The sequence below is a fragment of the Cystobacter fuscus genome (genome assembly GCF_044360685.1).
Taxonomy (GTDB): domain Bacteria; phylum Myxococcota; class Myxococcia; order Myxococcales; family Myxococcaceae; genus Cystobacter; species Cystobacter fuscus_C.
Map to the genome: position 1 here is coordinate 9,727,814 of NZ_CP043491.1, position 20,366 is coordinate 9,748,179.

Here is a 20,366-nt window from a genome sequence, read left to right on the forward strand (position 1 = left end):
GCCCCCCTCACCCTCCCCCCGGGACGAGCGACACCGATGCGCCAGGCCAGACGCAAGGAGAAGAACGCCGACACCAGGGAGCCCAGGCGCTCCGAGCCCCCGCCAGAGTCCACCCCGGGGCCGACGAAGGAGCCTTCCGGGGAACCGGCCGCGGAGGCCCCGCCCGCCTGGAAGAAGCCCGAGGGACTGTCCCTCCGGGGATGGGCGGTGCTCGGCGCCGTGCTCGTCCTCCTGCAATTCCCCCTCATCCACTACGCCCTCTTCCGGGGCGAGCCCGCCACCACCACCCAGGTGCCCTACTCCCAGGACTTCTCGGATCCAGGCGTGGTGGCGCGCGACTTCTTCTCCACGGGCGGCTTCTGGCGCGTGGTGAATGGCCAGTTGCTGTCGCCCGGCGTGAAGAACAACCCGCTGTGGCTCCAGGCGTCACTGCCCGCGGACGTGGCCGTCGAGTTCGACGTGCGCTCCGAGTCGCCCGAGGGCGACATCAAGGTGGAGCTCTTCGGCGACGGCTCCGACCATGCCTCCGGCTACATCTTCATCCACGGTGGGTGGAACAACACGCTGTCCATCATCGCGAGGCTGGACGAGCACGGCACGCCCCTGGACAAGCTCCAGCGCCAGGCGCGGAGCGTGGCGGAGCAGAAGGGCGACGCGCAGCAGGCGGGCCTCGTGGAGACGGGCGTCTTCCGCGCCAGGACGCACATGCGCGTGGAGGCACGGCCCTATCCGGTGACACGGGGGCAGACGTATCACTGGCGTATCGAGCGCAAGGGCTCGCTGCTACGCTGGAGCATCGACGGCAAGCCCTTCATGCAATTCGATGATCCAATCCCCCTGGTGGGAAAGGGTCACGACCGCTTCGGGTTCTCCAGCTGGGAGGCCCAACTCTTCTTCGACAATCTGAAGATCGAGCCGCTGTAGCACCAGGAACCACTCCCAGCCACCCGCGGCGAATCAGGAATCAGGGGAACACAACGTGCGCAGAGTCGGAATCTTTGGCTGGGGAGTGGTCGCGCCCCGGTCCCGGAACATCGAGTCCTTCGAGAAGAACCTCGCGACGTCGGACAGCTGGCTGTCCGCGTTCAACGGCTTCGGTCCCAACAACTTCCTGGTGGGCAACCCGGACTTCGACTTCGCCGAGTACAAGCCGTGGGTGGACGCGCGCTTTCCCGCCACGCGCTTCGCCCAGCTCGACAAGAAGATGGGCATGCCCACGAAGATGGCGATCGGCTCCTTCATCCAGGCGCTGGGGCAGAACCCCGGACTGGAGCAGGCGCTGCAGGCGCTGGGGCCTCGCGCCCACGTCTACGTGGGCACCGGGCTCGGGGACCTGCCCACCGTCCATGACATCACCCTGAACCTGCACCGCGCGCAGCGCCGCTGGGACCGCTTCTGGGCGGCGCCCGAGCGCAACTCCGCCCTGCGCCACTGGCTGGAGACGCGCGAGCCCCTGCCCGGCCTGCCGCCCGAGCCCACCACGGTGGACGAAAACGACCGCGACGAGGCCGAGGAGAAGTGGTGGCACTTCTGGGCGGGCCAGTCGGCCGAGTTGCGCGAGTACCTCGCCGAGCAGAAGGAGATCGAGGGCCTGGGCGTGGAGAGCGGCAACGTGGAGGCCGCCAAGCTCGCCGTCATCAAGGAGAAGCGCACGCGCAACCAGCGCCTGCAGAAGAAGTGGGGCGCGCCCGAGCCGCCGTGGAACGCGGTGCCGGCGGAGATTTTGTGGAACATCCACAACATGCCCGCCGCGCAGATCTCCATCATGGGCAAGCTCACCGGCATGTCGTTCGCGCCCGTGGCGGCCTGCTCCTCGTTCGGCTACGGCCTGAAGCTGGCGCTCGACGCCATCCACCGCGGTGACGCCAAGGCGGTGGTGCTGGGCATGACGGATCCCCCGCCGCACCCGCTCGTGGTGGGCGGCTTCTACAACGCGCGCGTGGTGAGCGCGGACGGCGCCGTGTCCAAGCCCCTCACGCAGCTGCGCGGCACGCACGTGGCCGGCGGCTCGGTGGTGTGGATCCTCGGGGACCTGGAGCACTTCACCGCCCAGGGCTTCAAGCCGCTGGGCATGGAGCCGCTGAGCGTGGGCGTCACCTCGGACGCCGACCACATCATCACTCCCTCGAAGGAAGGCCCCACCGTGGCCATCCACGAGGCCCTGCGCCAGGCGGGCTTGAGCCCCGCGGACATGGGAAGCTGGGACCTGCACGCCACCGCCACCCCGGGGGACTACCTGGAGATGGAGACGCTGCGCGCGGTGCTGCCCGAGACGGTGCTCGTCACCGCGCGCAAGGGCACCTTCGGCCACGGCATGGGCGCCGGAGGCGGCTGGGAGCTGACGGCCCAGTACCTCGGCTACGCGCGCGGCCAGGTGTTCCCCACGCCCCTGAGCGAGGGCGAGCTCAACAAGGAGATCGGCCGCGTGCACGAGCGCTACGTGTTCGACTCGCCCGTGGCCTCGCCCCAGGGCTGCGCCGGCAAGCTGTCCATGGGCGTGGGCGGCATCAACGCCTGCGTCATCTCCCGCCCCTGGCGTTGAGGCGGGGCGCGGCGCCTAGTTGATCCGCACCGAGTCGCCCTCGGTGCGCACCTGCTCGATGGACACGCCCATGAGCCGCGTCAACAGCTCGCGCGCCAGCTCGCGCGCCGTGCGCTGCTGCGCCGGCTGGCGCGTGTCCCGCCCCTCCGAGTAGAGCCCGAGGATGATGGAGCCCGAGAGCACGGCGGACTCGTACAGCTCCTGCTTCTCCCGGTCCGACAGTCGCTGCTCCTTGAGCCGCAGGGCGAAGCTGGCGTTGATCTGCCGCAGCATGCTCTCCTGCTGCGTGCGGCTGAGCCCCTGGCCGTCCTTGAGCACGCTGTAGGAGGCACCGAAGAGGAAGTTGAAGGCGCCCGCCAGGTTGTTCTTCAGGCGGAAATCATCATCGCGATCGAGCTGCTGCTCGTACTGCCGGAGCAGCAACATCAGGGACGCCTCGAGCTGCCGGCGCGCCTCCTTGTCCAGGCCGGGCACGGCCTCCGCCACCCGCTTGGGCATGATGGGGTTGCCCACGGTGCGAAACGACGACACCGACAGCGGCAGCAACTCGGGGGAGATGGCCTCCTCGTCCCCCGCGCGGCCCGACGGCTTCTCACGCGCGACGTCCGCGCGGCCCTTCCCCGGAAGGGACAGCTTGAAGCCACCGCCCGCGAACACTCCGCTGTCGTACTCGCGATAGGCACTCAGGGGCCGGGCGACCGCGGGCCACACCCCGCTGCCCAGGGCGCACACCGTCGCGAGGACGGCGACCTTCCTGTAAACACTTCTCATGCCCCCTCCGATGGCTGGAACACAGAATCCACCCGGCACCCACCTCCCATTCCAGCCCACGGTCCCGGTCTGGCGCGGAGCATCATCGGAAAGCGCGGGGTGGGCAAGCAGTCCGCTCGCCGTGCCCGCACCGGTATCATCGTCCTGGTAGGACCACGAACTTCATGCCGCTCTCCCTGCACCGTGGTGTCAGTCTCGCCGTGCTCGCCTCCGCCCGCACCGAGGCCGAGCACCATGAGGACCTGGGCTGCAGCATCCAGGGCCCCACCTCCCGTCCCGTGCGCCGGGCCCAGCTCGCGCTCAAGCAACAACTCGCGAAGCTCGGCCCCGAGCGCGCCCTGCGCGAGGCGCGCGCCCTGGTGCGCTGGCTCGAGGACACGCCCCGCTACGCCGCGCTGTGCACCGAGGGCCGCCGCCGTCTGGGCCGGCGTCCCGTGCGGCACGAGGTGCTCTTTCCCGACGCCACCCGGCACACGCCCCGCGTGCTGCACCTGCGCAAGGAGGAGCAGGGGCTCGACTTCCCCGTGAAGGCGCGCGAGTGGCCCGCGCTCGCCGAGCTCTTCGCGACGCTGGCGCGCGGGGCGACCGCCGCCGAGCTGCGGGCCCTCTCGGCGCTGCCGGCCGCGGGTGAGCTGCTCGCGGACCTGTCCGACGCGGGCTGGCTCGTGCGCCACGAGGCGCCGGTGGAGGTGCCCACGCCGGGCGCGCTCTTCGTCGGCCACAACACCGTGCTGGTGGCGAGCGCGAAGGCACGCGTCCTCGTAGACCCGTACTTCCGCCCCGCGCACCCGTTGGACCGGGCGGACTACCAGCCCATGCAGCCCAGGGACATCGGGCCGGTGGACGCGGTCGTCATCACCCACTCGCATGGGGACCACTTCCACCTGGGCTCGCTGCTGCAACTGCCGCGCGACACGCGCATCTTCGTGCCCACGGTGGCGCGCGAGAGCCTCTTCTCCACCGACTGCGCCCTGCGGCTGCGGCAACTGGGCTACACCCGGGTGGAGCCGCTGCGCTGGGGCGAGGAGCGCCTGGTGGGGGACATCACCGTGCGCGCCCTGCCCTTCCACGGCGAGCAGCCCACCGATGGCGAGGGCCTGTACCCGGGGCTCTTCAACGAGGGGAACACGTGGCTCTTGCGCGCGCCGGGCTTCTCCGCGGCCTTCTTCGCCGACGCGGGGCATGACGTGCGCGGAGACATGGAGGGCGTGTGCCGCGCGCTGCGCGAGGAAGCGCCCGTGGACGTGCTCTTCTGCGGGGTGCGCGGCTTCCGGCTCGAGCCGCTCTTCTTCGGCTACACCACGCTGGACGCCTACCTCGTCGACGTGCCCGTGGACGCGCTCACCCGGCCCCAGCGGCTCATGGCCGGCCCCGAGGAGGCACTGCGCTACGGCGAGCTGCTCGGCGCGCGCTATGTGGTGCCCTGCGCGGATGGCGGCGCCCCGTGGTACTGGCGCGAGGGAATGGGCCCGCGCTACCCCGGCTATCCGGGCGAGCCCGTGAGCGGCGCCAGCACCCAGGACGAGAACCCGGACGCGGACCCCTACCCCGAGCGGCTGGAAGAGGTACGCCGGCGCGAGCGGCACGGGCCCAGGGCCCTGCTGCTGCGTCCCGGCGAGGCGCTGGCGTGGCGGGGCCGCAAATCCCCCGAGCGCCTGCAGTACCCCCGCTTCCAGTGGCCGTTCGGTGCTCCGCCCGAGCCGGGAAGGGACTGAGCGCCGGGCCGGGGAGCAAGCACCCGAGCCTCGCGCTTCACCCTCCGTGCTGCACGCGCCGGGAAGCGGATCGACCTTGAAGCCTCGTCGGTCATTCGATTCCGAAAGGGGACGGGACATGAAGGGTCGTCAGCGCGTGTGCAAGAAGCACATCCGGCAGGCCGGGTGGAGCATCGCGAACGAGGGGCAGCGGGAGCAGAAGTACCATCTCGAGCTGCATGGGCCCCGCGGGGAGCAGATGAAGGTCGACGCCACCTCCAAGGCCCTGGCCTATCGCCACGCCGAGCGGCAGGTGGCCGGAGCGGAGCCGGGCGCCGCCCTCTGGGCGCAAACCTGAGAGCGGCTGCTCGCCAGGGGGGCAGCCCGCCAGACGAGGTTTTCTCCGCCGCTCTGCGCTCGGTCGCCCCCGGACCCACCTTTGCCGATAGGACAACCGAGGGCGTGCCATGAGCGACATCGACACCCAGATGGCTGGGCAGGACACCACGCAAGCACAGGACGAGCAGTCGAAGCGGCCCAGCAAGGCGCCTCCGCCGATGCAGGCGGACCAACGCACCCCCATCGAGCGGGGCGCGCACCTGCTGGCCCTGAGCACGCTCAAGAACGCGGAGATTCCCTTCGTGGTCGCGGGCGCCTACGCGCTGCATGTCTACACGGGCATCTATCGCAGCACCAAGGACCTGGACATCTTCCTCAAGCGCGAGCACGTGCAGCGCGCCATGGAAGCCCTGTCGAGCATGTCCTTCCAGACGAAGATGCATGACCCCGTGTGGATCGCCAAGGCGTACGCCAACGACGAGTACTTCGCCGACCTCATCTTCAGCTCGGGCAACGGGGTGGCGGTGGTGGATGACCTGTGGATCGACCGGGCCCAGTCCGGTGTCGTCCACGGCCTGCCCATCCTCGTGGCGCCGCCCGAGGACATCATCTGGTCCAAGGCCTTCGTCTGCGAGCGCGAGCGCTTCGATGGCACGGACATCAACCACCTCATCCTCGCGCGCGGCAAGCAGATGGACTGGAAGCACCTGATGATGCGCTTCGAGCCACATTGGGAAGTGCTCCTGGCCCACGTCACCTTCTACCGCTTCAGCTACCCGGGCCAGCGCGACCACGTGCCGCAATGGGTCTGGGAGGAATTGCTCGACCGGGCGCGCCGTCAGCAGAACGAGCCGGACAAGAAGAAGCTCTGCCGGGGCATGCTCATCGCCCAGGGCCAGTACCGCGTGGACGTCGAGCACTGGAACTACACCGATGCCCGCGTGGAAGAGGTGCCTACCTTCCGCGACTACAAGAAGCCCTGAGCGCGCACCTCGGCCCGCGGTCCTCCGACAGGCACATCCACCCGGGTGTGCCTGTCGTGCTTTCCGCAATCGTTTCGATCGCCGCGAACTTCACTCCGCCGCGAGAACTCCAGCCACGAGAGAACCCCCCGGACAAGACAAGACAGAGAGGGCCGGTCGTTTTTTCGGGTTAATTCGCGACATTCATTAAAAACTCGTTTTCCTGTTCCTGCCTAGACTGGGAATGAGGTAGAGAGACTTCATTCAACCCAGACACAGGGGACAGGCATGCCTTCCATTGGCGTGGCACGAGGTATTTCCATTGTTTCGCGCATGAACCGCTGGGGCCGGACGGGCCTGGCCCTGACCCTGGGCTTGTCCCTGGGATGCGCGGGCATGGACGAGGCGGGCAGCTACGAGGGCGAGCTGCGGATGTTCGCCGTGGACAACGCGGATGGCTCGCACCAGCTGGGGTACGGCCTGGTGGCCGGAGACGGCACGACGCTCGAGCTGAAGTTCGACGGCGAGCCCACGGCGAAGCCGGGAGACCGCCTCATCGTCCGCGGTGAGCGCGTGGGCCGCTCGGGCCATGTGGGCGAGCAGTTCTCGGTGCACTCCTTCGACGTCGTCACCCCGGCGTCCGAGGGCCTGTCCACCTCGCGCGACGCCCTCGCGGGCGGCACCGCGAAGACGGCGCGGGTGGCCATCCTCCCCCTGGTGTTCCCGGGCACCACGGCGCGCATCGACACCGCCACCGCCCGGCAGCGCCTGGACACGGTCACCGCGTACTACAAGGAGCTCTCCTACGGCTCCTGGACCGTCCAGGGCGACGCGCTCGCGCCGCTGAACATGCCCAAGCCGACCAGCTGCGCGCTGGATGTCATCAACAGCTCCGCGCGTGCGGCGGCCAAGAGCCAGGGCATCAACCTGGATGTCTATGCGCACGTGGCCTTCGTCATTCCCAACAACCCGGGCTTCAGCGATTGCGCTTGCGGCCTCGCGTGGATTGGCAATCCGCCCACGTCGTCCTCGCCGGGCATCGGCCAGGGCAGCCTCTACACGTGCACGGATCCCAACGCCTTCGCGCACGAGATGGGACATGGCTTTGGCATGAACCACTCGCCCACGGCGCGCTGCGGCACGGGCGTGGCCTACCGGCGCGATCCCTTCGCCACCTGCAGCCCCGATGAGTACGGCAACCGCTTCAACACCATGGGCGGCGGACTCGGGCACCTGGATGCCTTCCACAAGTCCACCATGGGCTGGCTGAACAAGTGCAACATCGTGCGCGCCTCGCGCGACGCCACGTATGACCTCGTGCCCATCCAGACGTCCTCCACCGGCATCCAGGCCCTGGAGATCTCCACCGGCGGCGACAAGGATGGCAGCAACCCCCTCTACTACTGGGTGGAGTACCGCAACCCGGCGCTCGCCACCTTCAACGCGGGGCCGGATGGCGCGCCCGAGGTCAACACGGGCGTGCACATCAACGTCGCCCAGGACTTCCGCTCCTCCAGCGCCCTGTACTCCCGGCCCCTGCTGTTGGACCTCGCGCCCAACTACCCCAACACCCACCGCGACCCCCGCCTCACCGCGGGCCGCACCTTCACGGATCCCGACAACCGCGTGAGCATCACCGTGGTGTCGCAGAGCAGCACCAAGGCCACGGTGAAGGTCTCCTTCCCCAACGGCGGCACGGGCACCAACACCTGCGCGGACGGCACGCTGCCCGGCGGTGGCACCCCGCCCGGTCCCCAGGATGGCTCCATCGTGCGCTTCGTCGCGAAGCACAGCGGCAAGTGCCTGGACGTCCCCAACTCCAGCACCACGAGCGGGACCGCCCTCCAGCAGTACACCTGCAACGGGACGAACGCCCAGGCCTTCCGCCTGCAAGCGGTCATCGGAGGCTTCAACCTCGTGAACGTCAACAGCGGCAAGTGCGTCGACGTGAGCAACTCCAGCACCGCGGACGGCGCCACCATCCAGCAGTGGGATTGCAACACCACGAGCGCCCAGACCTTCAGCCTGAACGCGCTGAGCAGCGGGGGCTACACGGTCGTGAACGCCAACAGCGCCAAGTGCGCCGATGTCGACGCCTCCTCGCTCAATGACGGGGCAAAGGTGCGCCAGTGGAGCTGCAACGGCGGCTCCAACCAACAGTGGACGCTCCAGCAGTAACCGGAAGCACGCCCGGGCGGTAAGGGGCTCACCCGCCGGTCCGAGGACCCCGGGCGAGCCCGCCGCCGCCGTGTTACCAGGGGCTCACCATGTCCCTGTCCACGCTCTGCCTGCACTGCGGTCTGTGCTGCGACGGCACGCTCTTCACCCACGTGCCGCTCCAGCGCACCGAGGCCGCCCCGCTCCGGGCGCTCGGCCTGCCGGTGAAGGAGCGCGAGGACGGCACCAGCGTACTGCCCCAGCGCTGCGCGGCCCTGGACGGACGCCACTGCACCGCCTACGCCGCGCGCCCCGAGGGCTGCCGCCGCTACCACTGCCAGCTCTTCTCCGCGCTCGCCGAGGGCGAGGTGTCCCTGCCCGAGGCCCTCGCCGTGGTGGACGGGGCGCACGCCCTGCTCGCCCCCCAGGGCGCCGGACGGGGCCCCGAGCTGGAGGCCTACCTGGACCGGCACTTCCGGGGACGGCACCGGCGCTGAAGACGCCCGGCCTAGCTCTTGGGCACCGCCACCAGGTCGAAGTCCGGGATGTGCTCGCGCATGTACTCGCGCATCCGGTTGATGAGCGCGGCCTCGATCTGCCGGGCCCGCTCGCGGCTCACCCCGTACTTGTCGCCGATGTCCTGGAGCGTGAGCGGCTCGTCCGAGATGAGCCGGTGCTCGAAGATGTAGCGCTCCTTGCCCTCGAGCGACTGGGAGAACGTCTGGAGCTTCTCGCGGAACAGGGCGCGCAGTTCCTCGTTGCCCAGCCGCTCCTCCGCCCCCTGCGAGGACGAGGGCAGCATCCGGTCCCCCCGGGTCGCCGTCGAGTCGTCTCCGCCCACGGGCGCGTCCAGCGACACCTCGTCGTGCCCCAGCCGCTGGTCCATCTCCACCACGTCCTGCTCGGTGACGTTGAGGCGGTCCGCCAACATCTTCGGCGTCACCTCGAAGCCCTGCGCCACCAGCTTCTCCTGCTCCTGGCGCAGCTTGAAGAAGAGCTTCCGCTGGGCCTCCGTCGTCCCCAGCTTCACCATCTTCCAGTTGTCCATGATGTAGCGGAGGATGTAGGCGCGAATCCACCACGCCGCGTACGAGCTGAGCTTCACTCCCCGTTCGGGATCGTACTTCTTCACCGCCTGCATCAACCCGATGTTGCCCTCCTGCACCAGGTCCAACAGGGACAGCGGGTTGCGGTGGTACTCGTGTGCCAGCTTCACCACCAGACGCAGGTTGGAAGCCACCAGCCGGTACGCCGCCTGCACGTCGCCCGTGTCCCGGAGGCGCCGGGCGAGCGACACCTCCTCCTCCCGGGTGAGCAGGGGGTGGCGGTGCACCTCGTTCATGTAGGACTGGAGGGGGTCGGCCCGGGTCACCGCCGACTCGCCCGCCCTCACCAGGGCGCGCGTCGGGGGGACGGGGGTGGCTTCCACCTCGGCCTCCACCTCCTCCAGTTCCTCGAGGACGGGCTCGAGGGACTCCGGATCGACCGATTCCGGCTCCACCGACTCGGATTCCTGGGGCGCGGGGGCCTCGGCGGGCCGTTTGGCCCGGCTCCGAGAACCTGTCCCCGCCGTTTTCTTCCGCCCATTCGCCATGGGGGGTTTCTTAAGCAAAGTGCTCCGATTGTTGCCACAGCGTAATGCAGGGGTTATGCCCCCTGCTTGATGAGTGACATCGATACCCCGGAGCAGCCGGGAAACACTGCCGAAGCCTCGTCCCGCCCCGCCGAGTACGTGGCGGACGTCAGCTTCGATGACCTGAACCTTTCCGAGCCCCTGCGGCGCGGCATCGCCGAGCGCGGCTACACCCATCCCACGCCCGTCCAGGCGAAGGCCTTCCGGCCCGTCGTGGAGGGCAGGGATCTCATCGTGCGGAGCAAGACCGGCACGGGCAAGACGGCCGCCTTCGGCCTGCCCCTGCTGGAGAAGCTGTCGGCGGAGGACAAGCGCGTGCGCGCCCTCATCCTCTGCCCCACGCGCGAGCTGGCGCTCCAGGTGTCCGAGGAGCTCACCGCCCTGGGCAAGTACAAGGGCGTGCGCGTGGCCGCCATCTACGGCGGCGCCTCCATGAAGCAGCAGGAGGACGCGCTCGAGGAGGGCACGCAGATCATCGTCGGCACGCCTGGCCGGGTGTTCGACCACATCAACCGCGGCAACCTCAAGCTCGACGGCTGCACCCACGCGGTGCTCGACGAGGCCGACGAGATGCTCAACCAGGGCTTCTACGAGGAGGTCACCCGCATCCTCGACCGGCTTCCGAAGGACCGGCAGGTGCTGCTCTTCAGCGCCACCGTGCCCACGGACATCCAGAACCTCATCGCGCGCTACACCACCAACGCCGAGACGCTCCTGCTCTCCGGCGACGTGTTCACCGTGGAGCACATCCACCACGTGCGCTACGACGTGTCGGACGCGTTCCCCAAGCCGCGCAACCTCATCTACGTGCTGGAGGCCGAGGAGCCCAGCAACGCCATCATCTTCTGCAACACCCGGGATGACACGGCGCTCGTCACGGCGGTGCTCAACCGCAACGGCTTCGACGCGGAGCTGCTCAACGGGGACCTGCCGCAGAAGGAGCGCGAGCGGGTGATGGCCAAGGTGAAGCGGGGCGAGGTGGCCTTCATGGTGGCCACGGACATCGCCGCGCGCGGCATCGACATCTCCGGCCTCGAGTACGTCATCAACTACTCGCTGCCCGAGGACCCGGCCGTCTACCTGCACCGCGTGGGCCGCACCGGCCGCATCGGCAACAAGGGCACCGCCATCAACCTCTTCTCCGGCCGCGAGCTGGCCACGTACACCACGCTGGAGAAGAAGTTCGGCATCAAGTTCGAGAAGAAGGAGATGCCCGCGCCCGAGGAGGCCATGCGCCTGTGGGCCGAGCGCCACGTGCGGGAGATCCGCGAGGCCGCCTCCAGTTCCATCTTCGAGGGCTTCCTGCCCCTGGCCGCCCAGCTCAAGGGCCGCGCGGACGCGGATGACCTCATCGCCTTCCTGCTCAAGTACTTCTTCAGCCGTCTGCGCATGGAGAAGGCCCAAGCCAGCGAGCAGGCGGGCGAGGCCCCCGCCGCCCGTCCGCCCGAGCCCCGCCGCAAGGAGCGGGGCGAGCGCACCGAGCGCGAGCGTCCGCCCCGCCGCGAGGAGCGGGAGCGGCCCCCGCGCCGGGACGAGCGCCGCGCGGAAGGCCCGGGTGAGTCGCGCCGGGAGGACCGGGGCGACAAGCGCCGCCGGGAGCGCCCCGAGCGCGGCCCCTCGCGCATGGACGCCGCCGCGGGCGAGGTGAAGCTGTGGATCAACCTGGGCACCGAGGACGGCCTCGGGCCCGGCAGCATCGTCACCGCGCTGGAGGAGGCAGGTGCCCCGGCCAACAAGGTGCTGCGCGCCGACCTCAAGCCCGGCTTCGCCTACGTCTTCGTCGCCGAGGAGGACCTGGCGGCCTTCGAGGCGCTGAGCGGCAAGCCGTACAAGGAGAAGACGCTCAAGGTGGAGAAGAGCCGGCCGCGCGGCGAGCGCGATCCGAACCGCCCGCCGCCCTCCCCCGACGCGGGCCCCGGCGAGTCGAAGCTGCGCTTCAACCTGGGCACGGACGACGGCCTGGACGAGGCGAAGTTCATCGCCGCCCTGGAGGCCGCCGGTGCTCCCGCGGGCAAGGTGAACAAGGCGCTCTTGCGCGGCCACTACGGCTACGCCTACGTGCCCGAGTCCGAGGCGCAGGCCTTCGAGGCGCTCGACGGCAAGTCCCACGGCGACAAGGCCATCAAGGTGGACAAGCACCGGCCCCGCAGCACCCGCGAGCGCCCGCCCCGCCCCGAGCGGAGCGAGCGCACCGAGACGCCCGAGGTGCCCGGCCAGGCGCGTCTCTGGGTGGGCCTGGGCCGCTCCGACGTCGCGGACGAGGCGGCCCTCACCACCGCCCTGGAGTCGCTCGGTGCCCCGGCGGGCAAGGTGCAGCGCGTGGAGCTCAAGCCCTCCTACGCCTACGTCTTCATCGCCGAGGAGGACGTGGCCGCCTTCGAGGCGCTCCAGGGCAAGCCCCACAACGACAAGCCGCTCAAGCTGGAGCGGGCCCGGCGCAAGTAGTCCTCCCACCGGAAGCGCGCGTCAGGGCACGGCCTTCGCCCGGGCCCGGCGCTCCCGGTGGTAATGCGCACCACACAGCTCCCGGGCCAGCACCGGCTTGCCGCAACCCGGCTCCCGGCACTCCGGGGGCGGCGCGGCGGGAGGTGGCGGCTCGGAGCGCCCGGTGAACAACACTTCCGCCACCGCCAGCAGCCGGTCCACCTCCGGGCGCGACAGTGCGTTCTTCCGGACGAAGTCCACCAACCGGTGCGCCCCCGCGTCCTCGTCTTCCTCGCGGAAGAGGTCGGCCAGGGGCACGCCCAGTGCCTCGGCGACCTGGACCAGGGTCTCATAGCTGGGGCTGCGCTCGCCGCGCTCCAGCAGGGACGCGAAGCTCGCCGAGATGCCACACCGGGCGGCGAAGTCCTCCTGCTTGAGACCCCGGCGCTCGCGCAGCGCGCGGATGCGGCGGGCCAATCCCCGCAGGGCACCGCTCGTGTCCGTCACCAACGGGGAACTGGAGCGCATGACCAACCCATGGTAGCGCAAGACTCGCCGTTGCTGGTATCGCGCCCAAGGGAGCACTCCGGCCATGCAAGCCGTTGAAGGAATCCATCATTACTTCCGCAGGGCCGCGCGCATCATGGACGTGGGCGAACGCATCGAGACGCTGCTCGCCACCCCCCTGCGCGAGGTGAAGGTCCAGGTCTCCATCGAGCTGGACACGGGGGAGATCCGCACCTTCCACGGCTACCGCATCCAGCACGACAACAGCCGCGGCCCCATGAAGGGCGGCCTGCGCTACCACCCCAGCATCACCCAGGAGGAGTGCGCGACACTCGCCTCCTTGATGACGTGGAAGACGGCCGTGGTGAACCTGCCCTACGGCGGCGCCAAGGGTGGCATCGCGGTGGACACCACCCAGCTGTCCATGAAGGAAGTGGAGCGCCTGACGCGCAAGTACGTGGACCAGGTGCAGGACCTCATCGGCCCCACCCGCGACATCGCCGCCCCCGACGTCAACACCAACCCCCAGGTGATGGCGTGGATCATGGACCAGTACTCGCGCTACCACGGGCACTCGCCCGCGGTCGTCACCGGCAAGCCGCCGGAGCTCTACGGCACCCGGGGCCGGGACTCGGCCGCCGGACGCGGCCTGCTCTACATCACCCGGGAAATCCTCCGGGACACGGGCCTGCCCATGAAGGGCACGCGCTTTGCCCTCCAGGGCTTTGGCAACGTGGGCAGTCACACCGCGCAGCTGCTCTGGCAGGACGGGGGTGTGATCGTGGCCGTGTCCGACGTGTACGGCGGCGTGTACAACCCCCAGGGATTGGATGTCCCCGGCCTCTTCGAGCACGTCAAGCGCACGGGCACCGTGACGGGCTTCGGCGGCGGCCAGGCGTGCTCGAACGAGGAGGTCATCGCCTCGGACTGTGACGTGCTCATCCCCGCGGCGCTTGGCCAGGCCATCACGCGCGCCAACGCCCCCCACGTGCGCGCCCGGCTCGTCATCGAGGCCGCCAATGGCCCCACCGAGCCCGAGGCCGACGAAATCCTCGAGAAGCGCGGCGTGCTCGTGGTGCCGGACATCCTCGCCAACGCGGGCGGGGTGACGGTCAGCTACTACGAGTGGGTACAGAACCTCCAGCACCTGTCCTGGGAAGAGGAGCGGGTGAACGCCGAGCTGGAGCGGACGATGAAGGAGGCGTACGACCGGGTCGCCCAGCTCGCGCGCACGCGCAAGGTGCCCCTGCGCACCGCGGCGTACATCCTGGCGATCGGACGGGTGGGCAAGGCCACGGTGCTGCGCGGCATCTGACGGGCGCATGGATGACCCCCCGTCCCTTTCGCCCGGGCCGCGCATCGGCTAAGGGGCGCGACAGGACACCCATGGTCACGCTCCAGGACATCGAGGCCGCCCAGCAGCGCATCGGCGAAGCCATCCACCGCTCCCCCTGCCCGCGCTCCGAGCAGTTCAAGGACATCACCCCGTGCGCGGCGCTCTACTGCAAGATGGAGAACCTGCAGCGCACGGGTGCCTTCAAGGAGCGGGGCGCGCTCAACACCCTGCTCTCCCTGACGCCCGAGGAGCGGGCGCGCGGTGTCATCGCCGCCTCGGCGGGCAACCATGCCCAGGGGCTCGCCTACCACGCCGGCCGCCAGGGCATCTCCAGCGTCATCGTGATGCCCGAGCGCACGCCCATCATCAAGGCCTCGCGCACGCGCTCCTACGGCGCCCAGGTGGTGTTGCACGGCGCCAACTTCGACGAGGCCTACGCCGAGGCCCTGCGGCTGCAGGAGCGCGACGGGCGCGTCTTCATCCACCCCTTCAATGATCCACGCGTCATCGCCGGCCAGGGCACCATCGGTCTGGAGCTGCTCGAGCAGTGCCCCCACATGGACATGGTGGTGGTGCCCATTGGGGGCGGAGGGCTCATCTCCGGCGTGGCGTGCGCGCTCAAGGAGACCAACCCGCGCATCAAGATCATCGGCGTGCAGGCCTCGGCCATCGCGAGCATGAAGGCCTCGGTGGACGCGGGCCAGGTGACGGAGCTGCCCCCGGGCACCACCATCGCGGACGGCATCGCGGTGCGGCGCCCCGGCGACTACACCTTCGAGATGATCCGCCGCTACGTGGACGACATCGTCACGGTGGACGAGGAGGAGATCGCCAACGCCATCCTCCTGCTGCTCGAGCGCGAGAAGACGGTGACCGAGGGCGCGGGCGCGGCGGGGCTCGCGGCGCTGCTCAACGGCAAGATTCCCTCGGCGCGAGGCCGCAAGGTGGTGCTGCTGCTGTCCGGGGGCAACATCGACGTCAACCTGGTCAGCCGCATCATCGAGCGCGGCCTGGTGAAGGACGGGCGCCTGGTGCGGCTGGTGGTGCGCATGCCGGACCGGCCGGGAATGCTCGCGCGGCTCACGACGGGAATCGCCCAGCAGGGCGCCAACGTGGTGGAGATCTACCACAACCGCGCCTTCTCCCGGACGGGCCTGGGCGAGGTGGCGGTGGAGGTGACGCTGGAGACGCGCGGACGCGGCCACATCGAGGAGTTGATGGCGAGCCTGGCGCAGAACGGCTGGCAAGTCGCGGAAGAGACCTGAGATGACGACCGCCTCCCTTCCCCCCCGCGGGCGCGGAGTCTGGGGCACGGCCGCCCTGCTCTGCCTGCTGCCCATCGTCACCTACGCCAGCGTCATCTTCCGCCGCTACGGGCTGCGCGATGACTACGCCATCCTCCGGGAAGCGGAGATGGAGCCCGGCAAGATCTTCCGGGTGTGCGCCTCGCAAGGGCGGCCCCTGTATGGCGCCTTGCTCGAGCTGTCCACGCGCCTCGCCGGCGACATCGACGGCCTGAGCGGGCTGCGGTTGCTGGGCGTCGTGGCGCTCGGGCTGCTCGCCGCCTCGGTGTTCCTGCTCCTGCTGGGCGAGGGGTGGCGTCCGGCGCCCGCGGCCCTGCTCGCCGCCTTCCTGCCCCTGGCGCCCTCGGCGCAGGTGATCGCCAACTGGGGCATCTGCTGGCCCCAGGCGCCGGCCCTCTTGATGGGCGTGGGCGCCTTCGCGCTCGCCCGGCGCGGCCTGCCCTGGCCGCCCCAACCCCTTCCCCGCTCCCATGCATGGCGGCTCGCCGCGGTGGGGGCCATGGCCCTGGCGACGCTCACCTATCAGGCCAGTGGCCTGTTCTACGCCGTGCTGGTGGCGGCGGCCCTCGTGGCGCGGCGCGACGCCTCGCTCCGGGACACCGCGCACTGGCTGGCGCGGCACCTGCTCGTCATGGGTCTGGGGCTGGGCCTCGCGTTCGGCCTCACCAAGCTCGCCTTCGCGCTGGGCTGGCTCACCCCCTCGGTCCGGATGGTGTTCGAGAAGCACTGGCTGGACAAGTTCGCCTGGGCGCTCACCCATGTGCTTCCCAATGCCCTCGCCCTGTCCGTGCTCAACAGCAGCCCCGGCACCCCCTCCCCCGACGGCTATCGGCTCATGGTGGGCGTGACGCTGGTGCTCCTGGGCGCGGGGCTCGCCGTCGAGTTCCAGCGCGCGGGCCACAGGGGCGTGGGCCGCTGGGTGCTCGGCCTGGTGATGCTGTCCGCCATCACCTATTCGGTCAGCTTCCTCGCCGGGGAGCGCTGGCCCTCCTACCGCACCATCTACGCGCTCACCGGCGTGTGGAGCGTCTTCTTCGTCGCGTCGCTCGTGAACCTCGGCGGCGTCTGGCCCTCGCGCGGCCCGCGCGCCGCGACGCTCCTGCTCGGGGGCCTGGTCGCGGCCAGTGCCGTCCTCGCCCACCAGCAATCGCTCGAGCTGTTCGCGCTGCCTCAGGCCCGGGAACTGGCGCTCATGGAGGAGGGCGCGCGCCAGGTGAGACCCCAGGCCCGGCCCCGGGTCTTCGTGCGCTACGCCAAACAGACCGACACCACCGCCCCCCGCCGCTACCTGGACGAGTTCGGCTCCGTGTCGGTGGATGCCGAGTGGGTGGCCAAGGAGATGCTCCGGGAGCTGGTGCAGGAGCGCTTTCCCCAGGAACGGGATGTGAGCCGCTTCTACCGGTTCACCTCCGGACAGGCCCTCGCCGCGCCGAGCAACTACGACATCCTCATCGACATGCGCCGGCCCTTTGAACATCCGCGCGGGGTTTCCCTGCGTCAGCCTCCTCCCCGATGAGGGGTGCCGGGAAACACAGGCATCCCGCTGGACGAAGCCTGTGTTGCCCGGAGCAAACGCGGCTACAGCAAGCGCATCAGCTCCATCACGTGCGCGTCCTGCTCGCCGGCCTCGGCCAGCGCCTCCGCCAGGCGCAGCACGTAGTCGCGGTTCGTCCCGCTGGGGCCCTGGGCGGAGCGCACCACCGCCGCGATCTCCTCCAGCGGGGAGGGCCCCAGGTAGTGGGGATTGGAAGGGCCGGCTACGTACACCAGGGCGTCCAGCAGCGTGGCCTCGCGCGTCTCCAGGATCACCCGGTGCCGCTCGTACCCATTCTGTTCGCGGTAGTCCAGGTGGGCCAGCACCTCCTCCACCCGCTCGGTGGCGATCCGGTACGCCATCCCCCAGCAACGCGCGCCGGGCTCGGGCACCAGCGTCACCACCCGTCCGGGCGCCGCCGGCACGCCCCGGTGGTCCGTCGAGGACTGCCAGAAGCGCCGCGCCCAGCCCGTCAGCCACGCGTGACGCCGCTCCTCGTACGCGAAGGAGGGGCGGAAGATGAGTGAGCCGTAGCCGAATATCCACATGGAGACGTTCCCGCGCGCCATCCTACGCGGCGAGCCCGTGGCGGTCACCGGCTCCGCGCTCCTGGAGGAGCAGCGGCGCGTCATGCGCCCGGGGGCCCTACCGGAAGCCGGACCGGGAGACCCCGGCGGACACGGTGCCGCGGAGGCGTTCCCGGCTGACAGTCATTCCCAGTCATCTTCCAGTCATTTCCCTACCACCCGCCAGTCATTTCCCAGTCATTTTCCAGTCATTCTTGGATGGCTTCATTTCATGGGGGTGCATTGACATCTGGATTGAGAATGGTACCCAGTCAGACATGGAATTCCCTCTTCAATCCAGAACACTGCTCAGCCTGTCGTTGGCACTCACGTTGGCTCAGGGTTGTGGCCCCGTGGCCCAGGAGCCCGAAATCGAGCCGGCCGCCACGGCCTCGCGGGGGCTCGGCGTGAGCGGCTTCGCGGAGCTGCACCACCACATGTTCGCCGAGGAGGCGTTCGGCGGCGGGTGGTTCCATGGAGAGCACACGGGCGCCCTGACGCGCTGTGACGGCGGGTGGCCCGAGAGTGACCATGCCCGGGTGCGCATGGACTTGAGCAACCTGCTCAACCTGTGCCCCAACTCGAGCAGCGTGGATCTGCGCGGGGTGCCAGTGTTGTCGCAGCTCTTCGGCGTGGCGGGCGCGGTGGGCTCGGAGTTCATCGGGAAGATCGAGGGGACCGAGGGCGACACGGGCCTGCACGATGGCCGGCGCGACGTGGGCACCGAGTGGCCGCGGTGGGACACCATCGCCCACCAGCAGGCGTGGGAAGGCTGGCTGAAGCAGGCCCACGAGCGGGGCATGTCGCTGGTGACGGTGTCGCTGGTGAGCAATGGCTTTCTGTGCAGCGTGCTGCCGGCGCAGAACCTGAAGCGTCCGTGTGACGAGATGGCGGACATCGACGTGCAATTGCAGCTGGCCCGCGCCTTCGATGCGCGCACGGACTGGGCGGAGATCGCCCTGTCGCCCGCGCACGCCCGGCAGATCATCGCCTCGGGCAAGCTGGCCATGGTGCTCTCCATCGAGACGAGCAAGCTCTTTGGCACCAAGGACTGGCGCACGGAGCTGGATCGCGTCCACGCGCTGGGCGTGCGCTCCATCCAGCCGGTGCACCAGCTGGACAACCGCTTCGGTGGCGCGGCGCTGCACAACGCCATCTTCCAGGCGGCCCAGTTCATCGAGAACTGCCACATCGACTACGACTGTGGCGTGACGACGAACAGCTTCACGCTGGGCTTCGACGTGGCGCGGGACGCGGCGGGCAACTGCCGCAACACCAAGGGGCTCACGGACGAGGGCAAGGCGCTGGTGCAGGCGATGATGGCCAAGGGGATGCTCGTCGACATGGCGCACCTGTCGGAGAAGAGCGTGCAGGACACCTTCGCCCTCGCGCAGGCCAACACGTACTACCCCCTCTATATCTCCCACGGCCACTTCCGCGAGGTGATGAACCCGGACCTGGCGGACGACGAGAAGACGACCCCCGCCACCGTGGTGCGCTACCTGCGGCAGACGGGCGGCATGTTCGGTTTGCGCACGGCGCATGACGAGACGCGCACGTACACGAAGTCCGGTGTCGCCAATGACTGCCACGGATCCAGCCGCTCGGTGGCGCAGGCCTATGAGTTCGGCCGCCAGGGCCTCAAGGTGCCCATGGCCTTCGGCGCGGACTTCAACGGCTTCATCCAGCAGACGCGGCCACGCTTCGGGCCCCACGGCGCGTGCTCGGCCACCTTCGAGGCCGAGGCCGACGCGCAGGTGGCCCTCCAGCAACAGTCCGGACCGGGGCGGCTGGGCACGGACTTCGACGAGTACGGCCTGGCGCACGTGGGCCTGCTGCCGGATCTGCTGACGGACCTGGGACGCGTGGGGGCACACACGGAGGGGCTGGCCAACTCGGCGGAGACCTTCATCCGCATGTGGGAGCGGGCGAACGGAGCTCGCACGGGGATGGCGGACGCGGCCAACGACATCGACACGAGCGGAATCGCCCCCTATGAGGACAGGGCCGTGCGCGAGCAGCGCTACAAGAAGGTGGATGGGGCCTCCTGCAGCGGGGACAGCCAGTGCCAGTCCGGCTCCTGTGGCGGCTGCGCCGACCTGGTGGGCTGGTGCTTCACGCCCAGCTCCAAGGCCTATGGGCAGACGTGCAAGTCGGACAAGGAGTGCACGACGGGCCGGTGCGGCGCCGACTGCTATGTGAACCCCACGGGCACCTGCCTGTGTGACAGCGACTCGCACTGTGGCAGCGGCCAGTACTGTGGCTGGGGCCTGAACTCGGGCAAGTGCCAGAACAAGAAGAGCCGGGGCTCGGTGTGCTCCGCCGACCGCGAGTGCCAGTCGGGCACCTGCCGCATCACGTTCACCTGCAAGTGAGCGCCCGCCGCCGGGCCACCCCTCCTCTCGCGAGGGTGGCACGGCTCGAGGGCGCCCCTGTGCCACCGGACTGTGCCACCTGCCGTGCCTCATGACCCCGAGGCACGGCCCCCACGGGCCCTCCTCTCCTCTGTACGCCGAGGAGAGGAGGGCCCGCGCTCGTCCAGCCGCCCCGGGAAAAACAGGGCTCCGGACCCCGGCACGCGGGCTGCAATGGGCTCC

General features: G+C 69.8%; 16 protein-coding genes. 12 read left to right on the top strand and 4 right to left on the bottom strand.

Going from position 1 to position 20,366, the window contains the following annotated elements; all coding sequences use genetic code 11:
* The first annotated feature begins 36 nt into the window (after positions 1-36).
* Both F0U63_RS39860 and F0U63_RS39865 read left to right on the top strand, forming a co-directional pair.
* Positions 37-924 (top strand): hypothetical protein, encoded by an 888-nt coding sequence (locus F0U63_RS39860; RefSeq protein WP_395838651.1) that lies wholly within the window; start codon positions 37-39, stop codon positions 922-924.
* Positions 925-979: 55 nt separating this feature from the next.
* Positions 980-2,542 carry a beta-ketoacyl synthase N-terminal-like domain-containing protein gene (locus tag F0U63_RS39865; protein WP_395838653.1) on the top strand — a complete coding sequence of 521 codons (1,563 nt, stop codon included), beginning with the start codon at positions 980-982 and terminating at the stop codon, positions 2,540-2,542.
* A gap of 15 nt (positions 2,543-2,557) precedes the next feature.
* Here F0U63_RS39865 and F0U63_RS39870 read toward each other — a convergent pair whose 3' ends face one another.
* Positions 2,558-3,313: a DUF6683 family protein gene (locus tag F0U63_RS39870; protein ID WP_395838655.1), complete on the bottom strand. Its 756-nt coding sequence runs from the start codon at positions 3,311-3,313 to the stop codon at positions 2,558-2,560.
* A gap of 164 nt (positions 3,314-3,477) precedes the next feature.
* Here F0U63_RS39870 and F0U63_RS39875 point away from each other — a divergent pair, with 164 nt between their 5' ends.
* The 5 genes from F0U63_RS39875 to F0U63_RS39895 all read left to right on the top strand — a co-directional run bounded on the left by F0U63_RS39875 (position 3,478) and on the right by F0U63_RS39895 (position 8,962).
* Positions 3,478-5,028 (top strand): MBL fold metallo-hydrolase, encoded by a 1,551-nt coding sequence (locus tag F0U63_RS39875; protein WP_395838657.1) that lies wholly within the window; start codon positions 3,478-3,480, stop codon positions 5,026-5,028.
* Positions 5,029-5,146: 118 nt separating this feature from the next.
* A complete protein-coding gene (locus tag F0U63_RS39880; protein ID WP_395838659.1) occupies positions 5,147-5,365 on the top strand; it encodes a hypothetical protein in 219 nt (72 codons plus the stop codon).
* A gap of 109 nt (positions 5,366-5,474) precedes the next feature.
* Positions 5,475-6,329 (top strand): nucleotidyltransferase, encoded by an 855-nt coding sequence (locus tag F0U63_RS39885; protein WP_395838661.1) that lies wholly within the window; start codon positions 5,475-5,477, stop codon positions 6,327-6,329.
* Between the two features lie 267 nt (positions 6,330-6,596).
* Positions 6,597-8,486 carry an RICIN domain-containing protein gene (locus F0U63_RS39890; protein WP_395838663.1) on the top strand — a complete coding sequence of 630 codons (1,890 nt, stop codon included), beginning with the start codon at positions 6,597-6,599 and terminating at the stop codon, positions 8,484-8,486.
* A gap of 89 nt (positions 8,487-8,575) precedes the next feature.
* A complete protein-coding gene (locus tag F0U63_RS39895; RefSeq protein ID WP_395838665.1) occupies positions 8,576-8,962 on the top strand; it encodes a YkgJ family cysteine cluster protein in 387 nt (128 codons plus the stop codon).
* An 11-nt stretch (positions 8,963-8,973) separates the two neighbouring features.
* Here the strand turns inward: F0U63_RS39895 and F0U63_RS39900 are convergent, their stop codons facing one another.
* The gene (locus F0U63_RS39900; protein WP_395838667.1) at positions 8,974-10,059 is read right to left on the bottom strand and encodes an RNA polymerase sigma factor RpoD/SigA; all 1,086 of its coding nucleotides are present in this window, start codon (positions 10,057-10,059) and stop codon (positions 8,974-8,976) included.
* A 69-nt stretch (positions 10,060-10,128) separates the two neighbouring features.
* Here F0U63_RS39900 and F0U63_RS39905 point away from each other — a divergent pair, with 69 nt between their 5' ends.
* Positions 10,129-12,543: a DEAD/DEAH box helicase gene (locus F0U63_RS39905; protein WP_395838669.1), complete on the top strand. Its 2,415-nt coding sequence runs from the start codon at positions 10,129-10,131 to the stop codon at positions 12,541-12,543.
* A gap of 21 nt (positions 12,544-12,564) precedes the next feature.
* Here the strand turns inward: F0U63_RS39905 and F0U63_RS39910 are convergent, their stop codons facing one another.
* Entirely contained in the window at positions 12,565-13,050 is a 486-nt protein-coding gene (locus tag F0U63_RS39910; protein WP_395838671.1) for a helix-turn-helix domain-containing protein, read from the bottom strand.
* Positions 13,051-13,114: 64 nt separating this feature from the next.
* Here F0U63_RS39910 and F0U63_RS39915 point away from each other — a divergent pair, with 64 nt between their 5' ends.
* From F0U63_RS39915 to F0U63_RS39925, 3 genes are all read left to right on the top strand, one after another.
* Positions 13,115-14,344: a Glu/Leu/Phe/Val dehydrogenase gene (locus F0U63_RS39915; RefSeq protein ID WP_395838673.1), complete on the top strand. Its 1,230-nt coding sequence runs from the start codon at positions 13,115-13,117 to the stop codon at positions 14,342-14,344.
* A gap of 71 nt (positions 14,345-14,415) precedes the next feature.
* Positions 14,416-15,630, top strand: coding sequence for a threonine ammonia-lyase (locus tag F0U63_RS39920; protein ID WP_395838675.1), 1,215 nt, complete (start codon positions 14,416-14,418; stop codon positions 15,628-15,630).
* 1 nt (position 15,631) lies between these two features.
* A complete protein-coding gene (locus tag F0U63_RS39925) occupies positions 15,632-17,185 on the top strand; it encodes a hypothetical protein (RefSeq protein ID WP_395838677.1) in 1,554 nt (517 codons plus the stop codon).
* A gap of 62 nt (positions 17,186-17,247) precedes the next feature.
* Here the strand turns inward: F0U63_RS39925 and F0U63_RS39930 are convergent, their stop codons facing one another.
* Positions 17,248-17,835 carry a gamma-glutamylcyclotransferase gene (locus tag F0U63_RS39930; protein WP_395838679.1) on the bottom strand — a complete coding sequence of 196 codons (588 nt, stop codon included), beginning with the start codon at positions 17,833-17,835 and terminating at the stop codon, positions 17,248-17,250.
* A 212-nt stretch (positions 17,836-18,047) separates the two neighbouring features.
* Here F0U63_RS39930 and F0U63_RS39935 point away from each other — a divergent pair, with 212 nt between their 5' ends.
* On the top strand, positions 18,048-20,144 hold the full coding sequence (locus tag F0U63_RS39935) for a membrane dipeptidase (protein WP_395838681.1): 2,097 nt from the start codon (positions 18,048-18,050) through the stop codon (positions 20,142-20,144).
* Positions 20,145-20,366 lie beyond the last annotated feature (222 nt).